The sequence below is a fragment of the Bacillus cereus group sp. N11 genome (genome assembly GCF_016483605.1).
GTDB lineage: Bacteria > Bacillota > Bacilli > Bacillales > Bacillaceae_G > Bacillus_A > Bacillus_A toyonensis.
This window is the reverse complement of sequence record NZ_JAEHBN010000025.1, coordinates 36,250-50,760: the sequence shown is the minus strand read 5'-3', so window position 1 is coordinate 50,760 and position 14,511 is coordinate 36,250. Positions and strand designations below refer to the sequence as shown.

Below are 14,511 nucleotides of genomic sequence, written 5' to 3'. Positions count from 1 at the left end.
TAGACGAAATAGGTTCCTCTCTTATCTTCCAAAACGAAAACTCGTTTTGCAGGAATTAGCACCTTAGCTTATACGTTATAAGCTCGGTTGCCGGGCATCATCGGGCCAGTCCCTCCGCCACTCTTGATAAGAGTATGTATATGTAGTTTTTAAATATGGTACTAATAGTAAATCTAACAAAAGGAATTGTCAATGTTATTTTCTGAATATATTTTATTTTAAGGTAATCGAAACGTTTCCTTTCTTATGGCCCATTTCTACATACGTATGGGCTTCTGCAACTTCTTCTAATCGGTAAGTTCTATCAATAACAGGTTTTAGCTTTTCTGTTTCAACTAGTTGTTTTAGTAGGTTCATATCTTCTTTACTGACCTTTGCCATCATTCCGTTAACAGATACATATTTTCCATTAGGCATTAATGCGTCTGTACAAAGAGACTTTTTATACTTTCCAACTGCATCAAATATAATATCGTAGTGCTCGCCCTGCTTAGCAAAATCTTCTTTCGTATAATCAATTACTTTATCAGCCCCTAAAGATTGCACTAGTTCAAAATTTGAATTACTACAAACAGCTGTAACGGTCGCGCCGAAATATTTAGCAAGTTGTACAGCAGCTGTTCCTACTGATCCAGAGGCGCCGTATATGAGCACTTGTTGTCCTTTTTTTATACGGCCCTTCCTCAGAAAATGCAATGCTGAAGTTCCGCCAAAAGGAATAACGGCAGCTTCTTCATATGTCATATTGGTAGGTTTTAATGCTATTAATCCACTTTCATGCACGCATGTGTATTCGGCATAACCACCAAGGTTTAGTTCTGTTAATGCAAAAACTGGGTCTCCTTTTTTAAATTGAGTTACATCTGTTCCAATTTCTTCGATTTCACCGGATAACTCTACGCCGAGTATAGGTTTTCTCGGTTTTCTAAAACCTAATATGATCCGCATAGGAACCCAAAATAAGAGGGGACTATTAAAGCCACGTATTCTACAATCTCCAGTCGATACACTTGTTGCACGAATTTTAACTAATACTTCGTTCTTTTTAGGTTTAGGTTTTTCTACATTTTGAAGCTGGAGAACGTTTGGTGGTCCATATTGTGTACAAATAATCGCCTTCATAATAACCTCCTGAAATGAGTTGTTATTATTTACATCATATTTAAGATCTTCATTAAACATGTCGCTATATAGAGAATATAGATTAAAAATTATATAGATTTCATAGGAAAAGAGGTGATATTATTTTGGGAAAGGGGGCGACAATATGAAAAAAATTATTTTTGTTTCAAGTTTAGTACTTGCAATCAGTCTAGGGGTAGGGTGTAGTAATGAGAAAACAGCAAAGACGGATGAGCCGAAAAAAGAATCAGTTCAAAAAGAAAAGGAATTAGCAGCGAAGGATGTTTTCAAGAAAACGAACGAAGCTTTTAAAAATGAAGAGCATGTAACGATGACATATGGTGTAGGGGTAAAAGCTGAGGGAACAGAGATGGACATATTAAAGGCTAAGATGCAATTAGAGCCAAAGACAAAGAATTCTCGTTCTGAAATGAATATTTCCGGTACAGATGTTGTAGTGTATACTGTGGATGGTAAAGTTGCTGGTGAGGTAAAAAACCCTAATACAGGAGAAGTTATGACCGTATCAGAGGAGCAATTAAACGCTGGTGGAATGAAAGCGACTCAAGATATTATAGATAAGTTAGAAGTACCGGAAGTAGTTTTAGATAAAATGAAGATGGAGAAAAGCGGAGATAAATATAAACTGAAATTTACATTAAAAGGGCAAGAAACAGAAAGTATGTTAACTAGCATGGATGAAACGCAGAAGAAAATGTTACAAGCACAAAATGCGAAGATAGAAGAAGTGGATGCAGAATATATCATTACAAAAGATTTTAAATATGAATCAGCAAAGATAGACATGATTATGAGTAGTAATGGCAAGGATAAAGCACACATTATTACGAACGCAAAATATACGTCGTACGAAAAGTTTGACCCAATAAAATTGCCAGCAGCAAAGTAACAGTTTTGATGAGGGGGACCTAAAATAAGGACCCTCTTTTTTGTATACTTTCTTCATAGGAAAATAGGTACAATATGAAGAGGAAAAGATGTAGAAGAGGAGAGTGTCATTTGAAAAAAAGAAAGATGATGGTGGTCATTGTAGCTTATACAGTGCTGCTTGCAACATCTGTAAATACATATAAAGAGCAACTAATTCATCCCATTATGAGCGATGTAGGAAAGTTACTTCCAACGAAAATTAAACGTGTTGAACATGCTGAGGATGAAAGTTCATTAAAACAGGTCGTGCAAGATGCAAATGTTTCTGGAGAGAAGATTTCTATTGCAGGTATGCAACATAGCCAAGGCGGACAGACGTACTATCCGAACGGTACGATGCTTGATATGAAAGAGTATAATAAAATATTAGCATTCGATCCAGAGAAGAAGCGGATTACAGTTCAAAGTGGTGTCACGTGGAATGATATCCAGAAGAAAATTAATCCATACGGTCTTGCAGTTCAAGTGATGCAATCTCAAAACATTTTTACTGTTGGTGGTTCATTAAGTGTAAATGTACATGGGCGTGATATTCGTCATGAAGCATTGATTGATACAGTAGAGTCATTTAGATTGTTAATGGCAGATGGCACGGTACGTAATATAAGTAGAGAAGAAAATGCAGAGTTATTTCCATATGTCATCGGTGGTTACGGGTTATTTGGTGTCATTTTAGATGTGACATTAAAGCTAACTGATGATGAATTATATGAAATGCATACGAGAATGATAGACTATAAAGAATACACGTCTTACTTCAAAGAGAAAGTGAAAAAAGAAGAAAATGTTCGTATGCACTTAGCACGTATTTCTGTTGCTCCAAACTCATTTTTAAAAGAGATGTATGTGACGAATTATACATTGACACAAAATCAAAATATGAGAGAAGAGTACAGTGAATTAAAAGAAGAAAATATTATAGCTGCGCCGAAATTTTTGCTTGGATTATCACGTTATAGTGATTGGGGAAAGAATACATTTTGGGATATACAAAGAAGTTATTTTGAACGTACAGATGGACAGTTTGAGACGCGGAATAATGTTATGAGATCAGATAGTGCTTTTATGGAATATGAAAATCCGAACCTTACAGAAGTGCTACAAGAATACTTTGTGCCTATAGATTCCTTCACGGAATATATAGATGATTTACGTGCCGTATTAAGTGAAGAAGAACTGAACTTGCTCAATATTACGATTCGTTACGTGGAAAAGAATGAAAATGCAGTTTTATCCTATGCAAAAGATGATATGTTTGCACTGGTGCTTTTAATTAACCAAGGACGCTCCGAGAGTGAGGTGAAGAAAACAGAGGATGTCATTCGGAAGATGATTGATGTTACTTTAAAACATAACGGTAGTTATTATTTACCGTATTATTCTTATCCAACGAAAGAACAGCTAAAGAAAGCATATCCTCGTATAGAAGAATTTCTTCAGAAGAAGAAGGAAGTGGATCCAGAAGAGAGATTTGTGAATTTATTTTATAGGGAGTATACGAAATGACATATAGAAGATTTGTAGCCTCACAAAGCATCATTATGATGGCAGGAAGTATGGTATTTCCTTTTTACATTTTATTGCTTCGGAATGTTGGAAATAGCTTCTCACAGTTTGGGTGGGCTTATGGCTTATTTGCATTAACTTCAGCACTTGTATATCCGTTAGTAGGGAAGGCGTCTGATAGAGTAGGTGATCAAAAATTATTAATAATATACGCTTGGTCCATGGCGATATTAATGCTTTGTTTTCCAATTGCAACGGAAGTCTGGCATGTGTATATTCTTCAAGTTGTAATGGGAGTTTTAGGTGCTGTGCAGCGTAATACTGAGAAAACGTCGTTAGCACGAAAGGTTGTGCAGGAAAAGGCTGGTTATGAGATTGGAAAATACCATGTGTGGACATCAATTGGAGGCGCAGTAGCGATTATTGTAACGGGGTATTTAGTAGATTTCTTTACGATTGGTACGATTTTTTATATTGCATCTATCTTATATGTAGTAAGTGGAGTTGTATTAAGTAGTAAAAAAATATAACCATTCCTATTTTTACCTAAATACCCTTTGTTTGTTATACTAAAAGGGAAGACAAAAGAAAAGGGGACATTGCCTTTGATGAAATTTTTAGTTTTAGCTATTCTCACTTTGTTTTTGATTCCATGGACAAGAAGCGGTAGTAAACTTCGAGCAGTGGATAAGAAGGGGGATGAGAAGGTTGTAAAGGGTAAGAAATCATCCATTTTAGTTATTCCTGTTTTATTTTGGATAGGTATTGCAATCTATGAATATTTTTGGCTAATTGATGATCGAGCAGATTCGATTCTTACTCATTATTCTGTTGCAGTAGCAATTTTAATTGGGCTTGTTTTATTTTCACAAGATCAGATAGGGAAATTAGAAGGTACATTAAAAGGTCTTCTAATGTTTGTTTTACTTGCAAGTTACGGCTATTTTGGTTATTTGCACGATATAGTAATCACGCAAAAGAAATATGATTCTGTTGTTAAGGTAGAGAAAGATATTTCAGAGCCATTTACTGAAAATGATCAGCCGTTTACAGTGCCGCCAAAGACAGCGGAGAATAAGATGAAAAAAGTATTTGGGGATATTCCGAAAGTAGCTTATTTTGAGCTAGGAGAATTAACGCCACAAATGGTAAACGGTGAGGCTTTATATGTAGCGCCGATTGAAGTTTCAGGGTTTTTTAAAGCACGTAAAGCTGAAACAATTCCAGGGTACGTAACGATGTCAGGTACGAACCCTGATGCCGAAGCGAAACTGCATCTCGGTTATAAGATGAAATACGTGCCAAGCATGTTTTTCGGGAATAATTTAGAGCGTGTCGTACGAAAATCCGAACCAAATTTAATCTTTAAGGGGAAACCTAAATTTGAAGTTGATGATAAAGGGAAACCGTATTATACAATGACATATGGTGAATTTATTTCAGGGAGATCTGGATTTGAGGTAGAGGGTGTTGTTGTAGTAGATGCACAAACAGGTGAAGTGAAAAGATATGATAAAGGAAAGGCACCTAAATTTGTTGATGGTGTATTGAATCATGAGACCGCATCTACATTAAATACGTATTTCGGTAAATATATTCACGGATTTTGGAATACAAAATTCTCGCAAACTGATATGAAGATTCCGACTGAGTGGGGGACGAAAGAAGGAGTGACACCAATCTTCGGTAAGGATGGAACGCTATATTACTTTACTGATTTCACCTCTCCAAAAGAAGGAGTAGATTCTGCGTTAGGTTATTCACTTATTGATGCACGTACAGGTAAGTTGTATTACTATAACGGAAAAGAAGTAAAGGGAATTATGGATGGTTCAGCTGCTTCAGAAGTGGTGGATAATTCCTTTAAAAGAGAGAAATGGCATGGAACGATGCCGGTTATTTATAACGTGTACGGTAAACCTTCTTGGATTGTACCTGTTATTGATGACGGGGGATTAGTACGTGCCCATACTGTCATCTATGCTTCTAATGCGAAAATATTTGCAACAGGTTCGACGCAAAAAGAAGCTCTTGAGAATTATAAAAATGCGCTAAGCGGGAGTGGAGATTCATTTAGACCAACTTCGAGTGGAAAAGAAGCGCAAAAAGAAGGTATTGTACAGCGAGTATATAAAGAAAAATCAGGTGAAAATACAATTGTGTACGTACTGTTAGAAAATGAACAAAAAGTATTTATGATACCTGCGAAAAAATTCCCATATGCTATGTTTACAGAAGTGGGAGATCCAATTCAAATCACATACTTAGATACAGGAGAAGCGATGTCTTCCGTATCTAAATTTACAAATAGCAACTTGAAAAAGTAAAGCGATAGAATTTCTATCGCTTTTTTTACATTATGAAAGAGGAAAATGCGCTATACTTGACGTATGTTTATGTTGTAACTATAATTGTTACGATTCATTATGTATACGAAAGGGTGAATGGAAAAAGTGAATGAAGTTAATCACGAAATATATAAACCTGTAAAGATGAACAGGTTATGGATGATTCTTGTATTAGGAACACTTACGGCAATTGGGCCGTTATCTATTGATATGTATTTGCCTTCGTTACCGAAATTAACGGATGATTTACAAACGGGTGCATCCCTTGCGCAGCTTACGTTGACAGCATGTTTACTTGGGCTTTCAGTAGGACAATTATTTGTCGGTTCAATTAGTGATATTTACGGAAGGCGCAAACCTCTTATTATTGCTCTTATTATTTATGTTGCTTCTTCATTACTTTGTGCTGTAGCACCGTCTATTTGGACTTTAGTGCTTTTACGTTTCTTACAAGGCGCTTCGGGCTCTGCTGGTATCGTTATATCCCGTGCAATGGTAAGAGATATGTACTCAGGTTCTGAAATGACGAAGTTTTTCTCACTACTTATGTTAGTAAACGGAGCAGCACCTATTTTGGCCCCGATTATCGGGGGGCAATTATTACAGTTTACAACGTGGCGTGGTGTCTTTATCGTTCTTGGAGCAATTAGTGTATTTATGTTAATCTCGGCTACTTTCGTATTACGTGAAACATTACCTCCTGAAGAAAGAGAGACAGGTGGTTTGTCAGGAACATTGGCGACATACGGAAAGCTTCTGAAAGATCGCTTGTTTATGGGATATGCATTGTCACAAGGATTAGTAACAGCGGCAATGTTTGCCTACATTTCGGGATCACCATTTGTGTTGCAAAATATATACGGGGCATCACCACAGCAGTTTAGTTTATTCTTTGCGATTAACGGTATCGGTATTATTATTGCCAGCCAAGTTACTGGTCGTTTAGCAGGAAAAGTGAATGAGAAAACATTATTTGTTTCCGGTATTATTATCGCCGCTGTTGGTGGCTTATCTCTACTACTTACAATCGTATTAGGAATAGGTTTCATTGGTGTTTTATGCTCGTTATTCCTTGTTGTATCAAGTGTTGGGGTTGTATCGACAACCGGCTTCTCGTTAGCAATGAGAAATCAAAAACAAGCGGCAGGAACAGCATCAGCTTTACTAGGCTTATTACAGTTTATTTCAGGGGCACTTGTTGCACCATTAGTAGGTATTGGTGGAAGTAATACGGCATTGCCGATGGGTATTGTGATAGCTCTTTGTGAAATTGGTGCTGTATTATGTTATGTATTTATGGCCAGAAGAAGTGAAAAGCAGTTTGAACTGCAACAAAGACAAAATTTAGAAGCTTAAATTATAAAAAAGAGTTGATTCAAATATTTTTGAATCAACTCTTTTTTCATTTCTTTGAAATAACTCATACAGCTTTGTAAGGTGATGCAAAAGTTATTTGCATAAAGTGACGATACTGTGACAAAAATGTTGGTATATATATTAAGGTATCCTCTTAAGTGTAAAAAGTAGGGCGTTCTCGGTATAATAACAAGTGGAGATAAAAGAAACTATAGATAGAAGTAGATGTAGATAAAAGGAGAAAAAGAGATGAAGAAGGTTTTGGGTATTGCTGTAATGGGAAGTATGATTCTGCTAGCGGGATGTAATGGAAATAAAGATACGAAAGAACCGAAAGAGAAGGTAGAGCAATCTACAGAACAAACAGAAGAGATGAAAGAATACCTTGCAGTACATGAAAAATATGATATAAAAATGAATAAAGAAATCAATAAAGCACTGCAGTTATTTGAAGTGGCAAAGGAAAAGGGCGGTAAGGAAATAACGAATGCTACATATAAAGAAGATGTGCAAAAAGTAACAACGAGCATGTTAGAAGATATTGATAATATACGTAAAGAAATTCATGTTCCGAAGTCGAAAGAGCAAGAACATGAGGTATATGTTGGTTTCTTGAATGAATCGGAACAAGCGATGAAAAAATTACAGAAGTTAGCTAAAGAAGAAGATTCATCATTAATTCGTGATATAGAAATTAATTTTGCAACAGCATCGACATACTATAAACGTTTTCAAACAGAAACGAAAAAATAACCTTGCACATGCAAGGTTATTTTTTCTTCTTACCATCACCATCTTCATCTTCGTATACTAACACTTTCTGCTCTTCGTGAAATTCGGAAATAGTTTGTCCGGTAATATTATCGAAGGGTGTGTAAAAAGAAGTAACGCTTTTCTTTTTAATGAAAAGTTTATAAAATCCAATGATAACAAGTATGACAATTGTTAATGGCAGTCCTATAGTTGCTAGAAGTAAGGGATCCATCATATAGCTCCTTTAATATCATTTCTTTATATTATAAACAAAAAACTGCGATTTAGATAAATGGCCTCATTAAAAACTGATTTTTCTAAATATATCCAATTTGATTGACTTTTCATTTTTTCAGAATTATAATTCGAAATATACAATTTGAACCAAATAATAATATAGCAATTTACTTATCCAGAGAGGTAGAGGGACTGGCCCTATGACACCTCAGCAGCGGGTTCTGTAATAGGAACACCGTGCTAATTCCAGCAAGCAAGTCTTGAAAGATAAGTGATGGGCCTTTGTTTATTAAGCCTTGATCTTATTTTTTAAGATCAAGGCTTTTTGTATTCTAAAAAGAGAAAAGGGAGTAATGGAAAAAGTACGTTCATAAAACTAAGTAAATATATATGTTTAGGGGGTTATTGAAGTGTATGTAATTAAAAAATTATCAGTTATGGTGTTCACGCTATGGGTTATTACGACAGTGACATTTCTAATTATGCATATTATTCCGGGGGATCCATTTTCATCAGATGCAAAAATCTTTCCTGAAGAAGTGATTCAAAACATGAGAGCGAAGTATCACCTTGATGAACCGTTATGGAATCAATATGTTGCTTATTTAGACGGTGTAGTTCATTTTGATTTTGGTGAATCTGTTCAATCAACCGGGCAAGGTGTATCAGAAATTATAACAACTGGCTTTGGTCCATCAGCAATTATTGGTCTACAAGCACTTGTTATTTCGTTGTTAGTCGGAATTGCTGCAGGTACATTTGCTGCTCTATATCATGGGAAAGTAATTGACTATAGTGTGAGTTTGCTCGCAATTCTCGGTATTTCTATTCCAAGTTTTATTTTAGCACCACTATTTATACAAGTATTCGCTATTCAATTTGAGCTTTTACCAGTAGCGTCTTGGGGAACATTCGAACATACCGTATTACCATCTTTCGCATTGGCGTTAGGTCCAATTGCGGTTATTACAAGGTTTGTTCGTTCTAATATGATCGAAGTATTGCAGAGTGATTATATTAAGCTAGCAAGAGCGAAAGGCATACCAATTAAGAAGATTATTATAAGACATGCTCTTCGAAATGCGATTGTTCCAGTACTTACATTTGTTGGACCGTTAATGGCTGGACTTTTAACAGGGACTTTCGTTATTGAAAAAATCTTTTCAATTCCTGGCCTAGGAAAATATTTTGTAGATAGTATTTTTAACCGAGACTATCCGGTGATTATGGGAACAACAATTTTCTATAGTGCATTATTAATTACTTGTATTTTCATTACAGATATTATTCACCGCATTGTTGATCCACGTATTCGTTCTATTACATAAGGAGGGGGGATATTTAAATGGGAGCTTATGAAATTAATGAACAGTTATTAACGAAAGAAGAGAAAAAAGAATTAACGATAAATAAAAATCAGCAAACGATTAGCAGAAAGAAAGAAGTGTTTCGTAAGTTTATATCGAATCCAATCGCAGTTTTAGGAACAGTGACGTTATTGCTAATTATTGTTTTCTCGCTTATTGGCGAAAGTTTAACTTCATTTACTGCGAGTGAACAAGTAAAAGAGGCAACAAATTTACCGCCGAGTAGTGAACATTGGTTTGGAACAGATGATCTAGGGAGAGATATTTGGGCACGTACTTGGGCTGGTGGGAAGATTTCACTAACAGTTGGATTAGTAGCAGCTGCCCTCGATATAGGGATTGGTGTACTGATTGGTGGATTTAGTGGATATGTGAGAGGGCGTAATCGCCTTGGAACGTTAATTGATGAGTGGATTATAAGAGGAATTGAAGTATTATATGGCATCCCATATTTACTAATTGTTATTTTACTATTAATTGTTATGAAACCAGGTCTTTTCACCATTATTATCGCCCTTGCATTAACGGGATGGATTGGAATGGCTCGTCTCATTCGAGCACAAGTATTGTCTTTAAAACAACGAGAGTTTGTTATTGCAGCAGAGCGATTAGGTACATCACATATGAAAATTATATATGGGCATTTAATTCCGAATTTAACAGGGATTATTATCGTCAATTTATCATTTACAATTCCAGCAGCTATTTTTTCAGAATCATTTTTAAGCTTTATAGGACTTGGGGTACAATCACCAGCGGCAAGTTGGGGGACGATGACGAATGATGCACTCGGGACATTATTGAGCGGAGAATGGTGGCAGCTATTTTTCCCGGCAATCATGATTGCACTCATTATGTTCGCATTTAATGCAATTGGTGATGGTTTGCAAGATGCAATTGATCCAAAAATCGTAAAACGGAATCGAAAGGAGAAAAAACATGGGACAGCTCTTATCTTTAGAAAACGTAACGTTAGCTGTTGAAAAAGAGAATAGTAAGCAAGCAATTGTGAAACATGTTTCCTTTTCTATTAACGAAGGTGAAATAGTTGCACTTGTAGGAGAAAGTGGTTCAGGAAAAAGTATTACAGCACAATCCATTATCGGCTTGAATCAAGAATCAATTCATATCGATGATGGAAATGTATCTTTCCAATCAAAGGAATTAACGAATTTACAAGAATTAGAATGGAATCAAATTCGCGGAAAAGATATTTCCTTTATATTTCAAGATCCGCTTTCATCTTTAAACCCAACGATGAAGGTAGGCAAACAAATTACAGAAGTAATTTTGCAACATGGGAAAAAATCGAAAAGAGAAGCAAAGGGAATTGCGATTAACTTGCTAAAAGATTTAGGGATACATGAAGCAGAGAAACGCTTTGAGCAATACCCACATCAATTAAGTGGGGGGATGAGGCAACGTATTTGCTTAGCAATTGCATTTGCTTGTCATCCAAAGCTTGTAATTGCAGACGAGCCGACAACAGCGTTAGATGTAACGATTCAGAAACAAATTATGGGGCTATTAAAAAAAAGAAAAGAAAAACAAAATACGAGTATTTTATTAATTACACATGATTTGGCACTTGTACGTGAAGTAGCTGATCGAGTAGTTGTTATGTACGGGGGACGTGTCGTTGAAAAAGGAACGATACAGGAGGTAATAGGTTCTCCTAAACATCCATATACGAAAAGCTTATTACAAGCAATTCCGAATATGGATGACTCCGAAAAGGTATTACGTGCTATAGAAGGAACGACACCTTCCATTGAAACATTAAATAGCTTTGGTTGTCCTTTTGTAAATCGTTGCCCAGTAGCGATAAAAGAATGTATTCATCGTTTCCCAGAGAGAACAACATATTCTAAGGAGCATAGTTCACATTGTTGGCAGCATGTTCTAGAGCATAATAAAGCGAAATCAAAAGAGAAGGTGAATGCCTCATGACGACAGATTTAATTACTGTAAAGCAAGTAACGAAAACATATGGAAGTAAAAGTAAAGAAATCACAGCGTTAAAAGACATATCACTTTCTATCCCGAAAGGAACAACACTTGGCATTATTGGTGAAAGTGGTTCAGGAAAAACAACACTTGGAAAGCTCATAGCGGGGATTGAGAGTCCAACGTCTGGTGAAATTAATTATAACGGTCAAGTTGTTCACACGCTGAAGTCAGCTCATAAGCGAGATTTTTTACAGAAAGTACAGTTCATTTTTCAAGATTCCACAGCTGCATTAAATCCGCGCTGGAAAGTACGCGATAGTGTAACGGAAGGTTATATTTCATTCGGTTTAGGTGATAAAGGGCTGAAGGATAAAGTAGCAGGTGATGCGCTAGAGCGTGTTGGATTAGATAGAAGATATATTGATCGATATCCGCATGAATTTAGCGGAGGACAACGTCAACGTATCGCTATTGCAAGAGCGTTATTGTGTGAGCCAGAAGCATTGATTCTTGATGAACCAATTTCAGCATTAGACGTTTCATTGCAAATTCAAATTGTACATCTGTTGCAAAAAATTCAAAAGGAACAAGGCTATACATATTTGTTTATCGCACATGATTTACCGATGGTTCACTATTTATGTGAAAAAGTGGCTGTTTTATATAAAGGAGAACTTGTTGAATTTGGAAATACGGACGAAGTATTCCGTAATCCACAACATTCTTATACAAAAACATTATTAGCATCAACACCAAAAATTTTAGGCTAAAGGAGAATGTAGGATGAAGAAGTTTTTACTGTTTGTCATTATGACCGTTTTAGCAATTACTTCTGTCGCATGCGGTAAGAAAGAGACGCAAAAGGCGAGTGCTGGTAAGGGAGAAGGAGATCGATTAGTAACGAATATTAGTAGTGATCCGTATACCCTTGATTCTGCCATTGCGACAGATAGCACGTCAGGTTATGTAATTGGACAGTTGTTTTCAAGTTTATATACACAAGATAGTGATGGGAAATATCAAAATGAATTAGCGGAGAAAGAAGAAGTAAATGCTGATGGAACTGAGTATACAATTCATTTAAAGAAAGATATTAAATGGTCAGATGGTTCTCCTATTATAGCAAATGATTTTGAATTTGCATGGAAGCGATTATTAAATCCGAAAACGGGTTCTATGAATGCGACAGAAATGTATTTTATTAAAGGGGCAGAGGCATACAATACTGGAAAAGGTGAAGAGGGACAAGTTGGTATTCAAGTCGTTGATCCTCAAACATTAAAGGTAACTCTTGAACATCCAGTTGCTTCTATTAAACAAAAATTAGCAAGCTCACTATTTATTCCATTATCTAAAAATTCAATTGATGATAATAATAAATTAAAAACAGATCCAAAAGAGTTAATTACGAATGGGCCATTCACGTTAAAAGAGTGGAAGCATAACCAGGCAATTACAGTACAAAAAAATAAAGAATTCTACGATAAAAAGGTAACTCTAAAAGAAATTGAGTTTCGTATTATTCCAGACTCTAAAACAGCGTATCAATTATTTAAATCAAAAGAATTAGATTTACTAAGTAGCTTACCACAAGAGATGATTGAAAAAGAAAAAGGAAATAAAGAATATAAGCGTGTTGCAGGATTCTCATCTTATATTTACTCGTTTAACGTAGAAAAAGAGCCGTTTACAAATGCGAAGGTACGTAAAGCATTTTCATTAGCGGTTGATCGCAAATTTATCGTTGAAAAATTGTATAAAAATAATGCGCAAGAAGCATATGCATTCGTTCCAGAAGGAGCAAAAACACAAAGTGGCCGTGATTTCCGTAAAGAAAAAGGTGATTACGTTAAATTTGATCCAGCAGAAGCGAAAAAATTATTAGAAGAAGGTATGAAAGAACAAGGATGGTCTACAATACCTGAAGTAACATTAAAATTCACTACAGATACACAACATAAAAAAGTAGCAGAAGCAATGCAAGAAATGTTTAAGAAAAATCTTGGAGTAGATATTAAATTAGAAAATAAAGAGTGGAAGAGTTACATCGACACATACAAGCAAAGTGATTTCCAATTAGCTTATATGGGATGGGGCGGCTCTTTATTAGATCCAATTACTAAACTAGATTTATATGCAGGTGATGGTCCGAATAACTATGCAAAATGGCATAATAAAGAATTTGACGCTTTAATAAAAGAAGCAAAAGTTGAACAAAACGAAGATAAGCGTTTTGAATTATTGCATAAAGCGGAAGATATTATGTTTACAGATTCACCATTAATCCCAATTATTTTCCCAAGTGCCTCATATTTACAAAAACCATCAGTATCCGGTGTCCAATTCATTATCGGTTCTAGTCCAGAACTAAGGTACGCAAAAATTAAAAAATAAAGAAGTAGGCAACCGCCTACTTCTTTATTTTATTTCTCTTTTATATTCTTTTTTCGTTCCATCAGAGAAGACAACTTCTAAATCGAATTTTTGATAGTCTTTATCAAGTTTGAACACGTTCACTACTTGATCGATTACTTCTTGGTCAGCAGTATCTTTATCAAATTTTAATTCTTGTAGAAGTGGGCTTAATTTTGTGATAGCCTCGTCTCCTGTTAATTTTACATCTGCTTTATGATCTTCAATTTTTGCTTCCATTTTCTTATCAGCTGCTACATTTTTATAGTCTGCTTCGTAGTCTTTCTTTGTATCTTGGTAGTCTGCCTTTAAATCGAATTCATTGAAGTTTAGTTTTAAATCTGCAGGAGCTTCATTTTTTGCTTCTTCAGTCGTCTTTTTATTAGAAGTTGTGTCTTCTTTTGCAGGAGCTTTACATCCTGTTAATGCAGGTACTAGCATAAGAGCTAATAAAACTGATAGTAGAATTCTCATTATAAATTCCTCCTTATGTAAATTCGTTCTATACA

At 35.5% G+C, this 14,511-nt stretch carries 14 protein-coding genes and 2 riboswitches; of the genes, 11 read left to right on the top strand and 3 right to left on the bottom strand.

Annotated features, from left to right (window positions below; all coding sequences use genetic code 11):
* Positions 1 to 18 precede the first annotated feature (18 nt).
* Positions 19 to 133, bottom strand: a riboswitch (SAM riboswitch).
* Between the two features lie 80 nt (positions 134 to 213).
* On the bottom strand, positions 214 to 1,122 hold the full coding sequence (locus tag JDS98_RS26915) for an NAD(P)-dependent alcohol dehydrogenase (protein ID WP_000643898.1): 909 nt from the start codon (positions 1,120 to 1,122) through the stop codon (positions 214 to 216).
* A 145-nt stretch (positions 1,123 to 1,267) separates the two neighbouring features.
* On the opposite strand from JDS98_RS26915, the gene JDS98_RS26910 reads away from it, so the two are divergent.
* The 6 genes from JDS98_RS26910 to JDS98_RS26885 all read left to right on the top strand — a co-directional run bounded on the left by JDS98_RS26910 (position 1,268) and on the right by JDS98_RS26885 (position 8,036).
* Entirely contained in the window at positions 1,268 to 2,032 is a 765-nt protein-coding gene (locus tag JDS98_RS26910) for a DUF6612 family protein (protein ID WP_097958069.1), read from the top strand.
* 110 nt (positions 2,033 to 2,142) lie between these two features.
* Positions 2,143 to 3,579 (top strand): FAD-binding oxidoreductase, encoded by a 1,437-nt coding sequence (locus JDS98_RS26905; protein ID WP_141546091.1) that lies wholly within the window; start codon positions 2,143 to 2,145, stop codon positions 3,577 to 3,579.
* Entirely contained in the window at positions 3,576 to 4,109 is a 534-nt protein-coding gene (locus tag JDS98_RS26900; RefSeq protein ID WP_000222357.1) for an MFS transporter, read from the top strand. Before JDS98_RS26905 ends, JDS98_RS26900 begins: the two co-directional genes overlap by 4 nt.
* Before the next feature lie 78 nt (positions 4,110 to 4,187).
* Positions 4,188 to 5,906: a DUF3981 domain-containing protein gene (locus tag JDS98_RS26895; protein WP_000670917.1), complete on the top strand. Its 1,719-nt coding sequence runs from the start codon at positions 4,188 to 4,190 to the stop codon at positions 5,904 to 5,906.
* A 117-nt stretch (positions 5,907 to 6,023) separates the two neighbouring features.
* Complete coding sequence (locus JDS98_RS26890; RefSeq protein WP_199634513.1) at positions 6,024 to 7,283, top strand: multidrug effflux MFS transporter; 1,260 nt, start codon at positions 6,024 to 6,026, stop codon at positions 7,281 to 7,283.
* Between the two features lie 249 nt (positions 7,284 to 7,532).
* Entirely contained in the window at positions 7,533 to 8,036 is a 504-nt protein-coding gene (locus JDS98_RS26885; RefSeq protein WP_000756524.1) for a hypothetical protein, read from the top strand.
* A gap of 16 nt (positions 8,037 to 8,052) precedes the next feature.
* Here JDS98_RS26885 and JDS98_RS26880 read toward each other — a convergent pair whose 3' ends face one another.
* Complete coding sequence (locus tag JDS98_RS26880; protein ID WP_000371394.1) at positions 8,053 to 8,268, bottom strand: DUF3951 domain-containing protein; 216 nt, start codon at positions 8,266 to 8,268, stop codon at positions 8,053 to 8,055.
* A gap of 173 nt (positions 8,269 to 8,441) precedes the next feature.
* Positions 8,442 to 8,547, top strand: a riboswitch (SAM riboswitch).
* Between the two features lie 136 nt (positions 8,548 to 8,683).
* On the opposite strand from JDS98_RS26880, the gene JDS98_RS26875 reads away from it, so the two are divergent.
* The 5 genes from JDS98_RS26875 to JDS98_RS26855 are packed head-to-tail and all read left to right on the top strand — an operon-like array spanning position 8,684 to position 13,984.
* Complete coding sequence (locus tag JDS98_RS26875; protein ID WP_000289322.1) at positions 8,684 to 9,601, top strand: ABC transporter permease; 918 nt, start codon at positions 8,684 to 8,686, stop codon at positions 9,599 to 9,601.
* Positions 9,602 to 9,618: 17 nt separating this feature from the next.
* Complete coding sequence (locus JDS98_RS26870) at positions 9,619 to 10,623, top strand: ABC transporter permease (RefSeq protein ID WP_097958066.1); 1,005 nt, start codon at positions 9,619 to 9,621, stop codon at positions 10,621 to 10,623.
* Positions 10,580 to 11,590 carry an ABC transporter ATP-binding protein gene (locus JDS98_RS26865; protein ID WP_199634512.1) on the top strand — a complete coding sequence of 337 codons (1,011 nt, stop codon included), beginning with the start codon at positions 10,580 to 10,582 and terminating at the stop codon, positions 11,588 to 11,590. The genes JDS98_RS26870 and JDS98_RS26865 overlap by 44 nt, the downstream gene beginning before the upstream one ends.
* Positions 11,587 to 12,360 (top strand): ABC transporter ATP-binding protein, encoded by a 774-nt coding sequence (locus JDS98_RS26860; protein WP_097958063.1) that lies wholly within the window; start codon positions 11,587 to 11,589, stop codon positions 12,358 to 12,360. The genes JDS98_RS26865 and JDS98_RS26860 overlap by 4 nt, the downstream gene beginning before the upstream one ends.
* Positions 12,361 to 12,373: 13 nt before the next feature.
* Complete coding sequence (locus JDS98_RS26855; protein WP_199634511.1) at positions 12,374 to 13,984, top strand: peptide ABC transporter substrate-binding protein; 1,611 nt, start codon at positions 12,374 to 12,376, stop codon at positions 13,982 to 13,984.
* A 24-nt stretch (positions 13,985 to 14,008) separates the two neighbouring features.
* Here the strand turns inward: JDS98_RS26855 and JDS98_RS26850 are convergent, their stop codons facing one another.
* Positions 14,009 to 14,476 carry a YusW family protein gene (locus tag JDS98_RS26850; RefSeq protein ID WP_001221551.1) on the bottom strand — a complete coding sequence of 156 codons (468 nt, stop codon included), beginning with the start codon at positions 14,474 to 14,476 and terminating at the stop codon, positions 14,009 to 14,011.
* Positions 14,477 to 14,511: the final 35 nt, after the last annotated feature.

Coding starts and splice junctions, on each gene's coding strand:
- JDS98_RS26915 (WP_000643898.1), bottom strand. CDS start 1,122: ATGAAGGCGATTATTTGTACACAATATGGACCACCAAACGTTCTCCAG.
- JDS98_RS26910 (WP_097958069.1), top strand. CDS start 1,268: ATGAAAAAAATTATTTTTGTTTCAAGTTTAGTACTTGCAATCAGTCTA.
- JDS98_RS26900 (WP_000222357.1), top strand. CDS start 3,576: ATGACATATAGAAGATTTGTAGCCTCACAAAGCATCATTATGATGGCA.
- JDS98_RS26895 (WP_000670917.1), top strand. CDS start 4,188: ATGAAATTTTTAGTTTTAGCTATTCTCACTTTGTTTTTGATTCCATGG.
- JDS98_RS26890 (WP_199634513.1), top strand. CDS start 6,024: ATGGAAAAAGTGAATGAAGTTAATCACGAAATATATAAACCTGTAAAG.
- JDS98_RS26885 (WP_000756524.1), top strand. CDS start 7,533: ATGAAGAAGGTTTTGGGTATTGCTGTAATGGGAAGTATGATTCTGCTA.
- JDS98_RS26880 (WP_000371394.1), bottom strand. CDS start 8,268: ATGGATCCCTTACTTCTAGCAACTATAGGACTGCCATTAACAATTGTC.
- JDS98_RS26870 (WP_097958066.1), top strand. CDS start 9,619: ATGGGAGCTTATGAAATTAATGAACAGTTATTAACGAAAGAAGAGAAA.
- JDS98_RS26865 (WP_199634512.1), top strand. CDS start 10,580: ATGGGACAGCTCTTATCTTTAGAAAACGTAACGTTAGCTGTTGAAAAA.
- JDS98_RS26860 (WP_097958063.1), top strand. CDS start 11,587: ATGACGACAGATTTAATTACTGTAAAGCAAGTAACGAAAACATATGGA.
- JDS98_RS26855 (WP_199634511.1), top strand. CDS start 12,374: ATGAAGAAGTTTTTACTGTTTGTCATTATGACCGTTTTAGCAATTACT.
- JDS98_RS26850 (WP_001221551.1), bottom strand. CDS start 14,476: ATGAGAATTCTACTATCAGTTTTATTAGCTCTTATGCTAGTACCTGCA.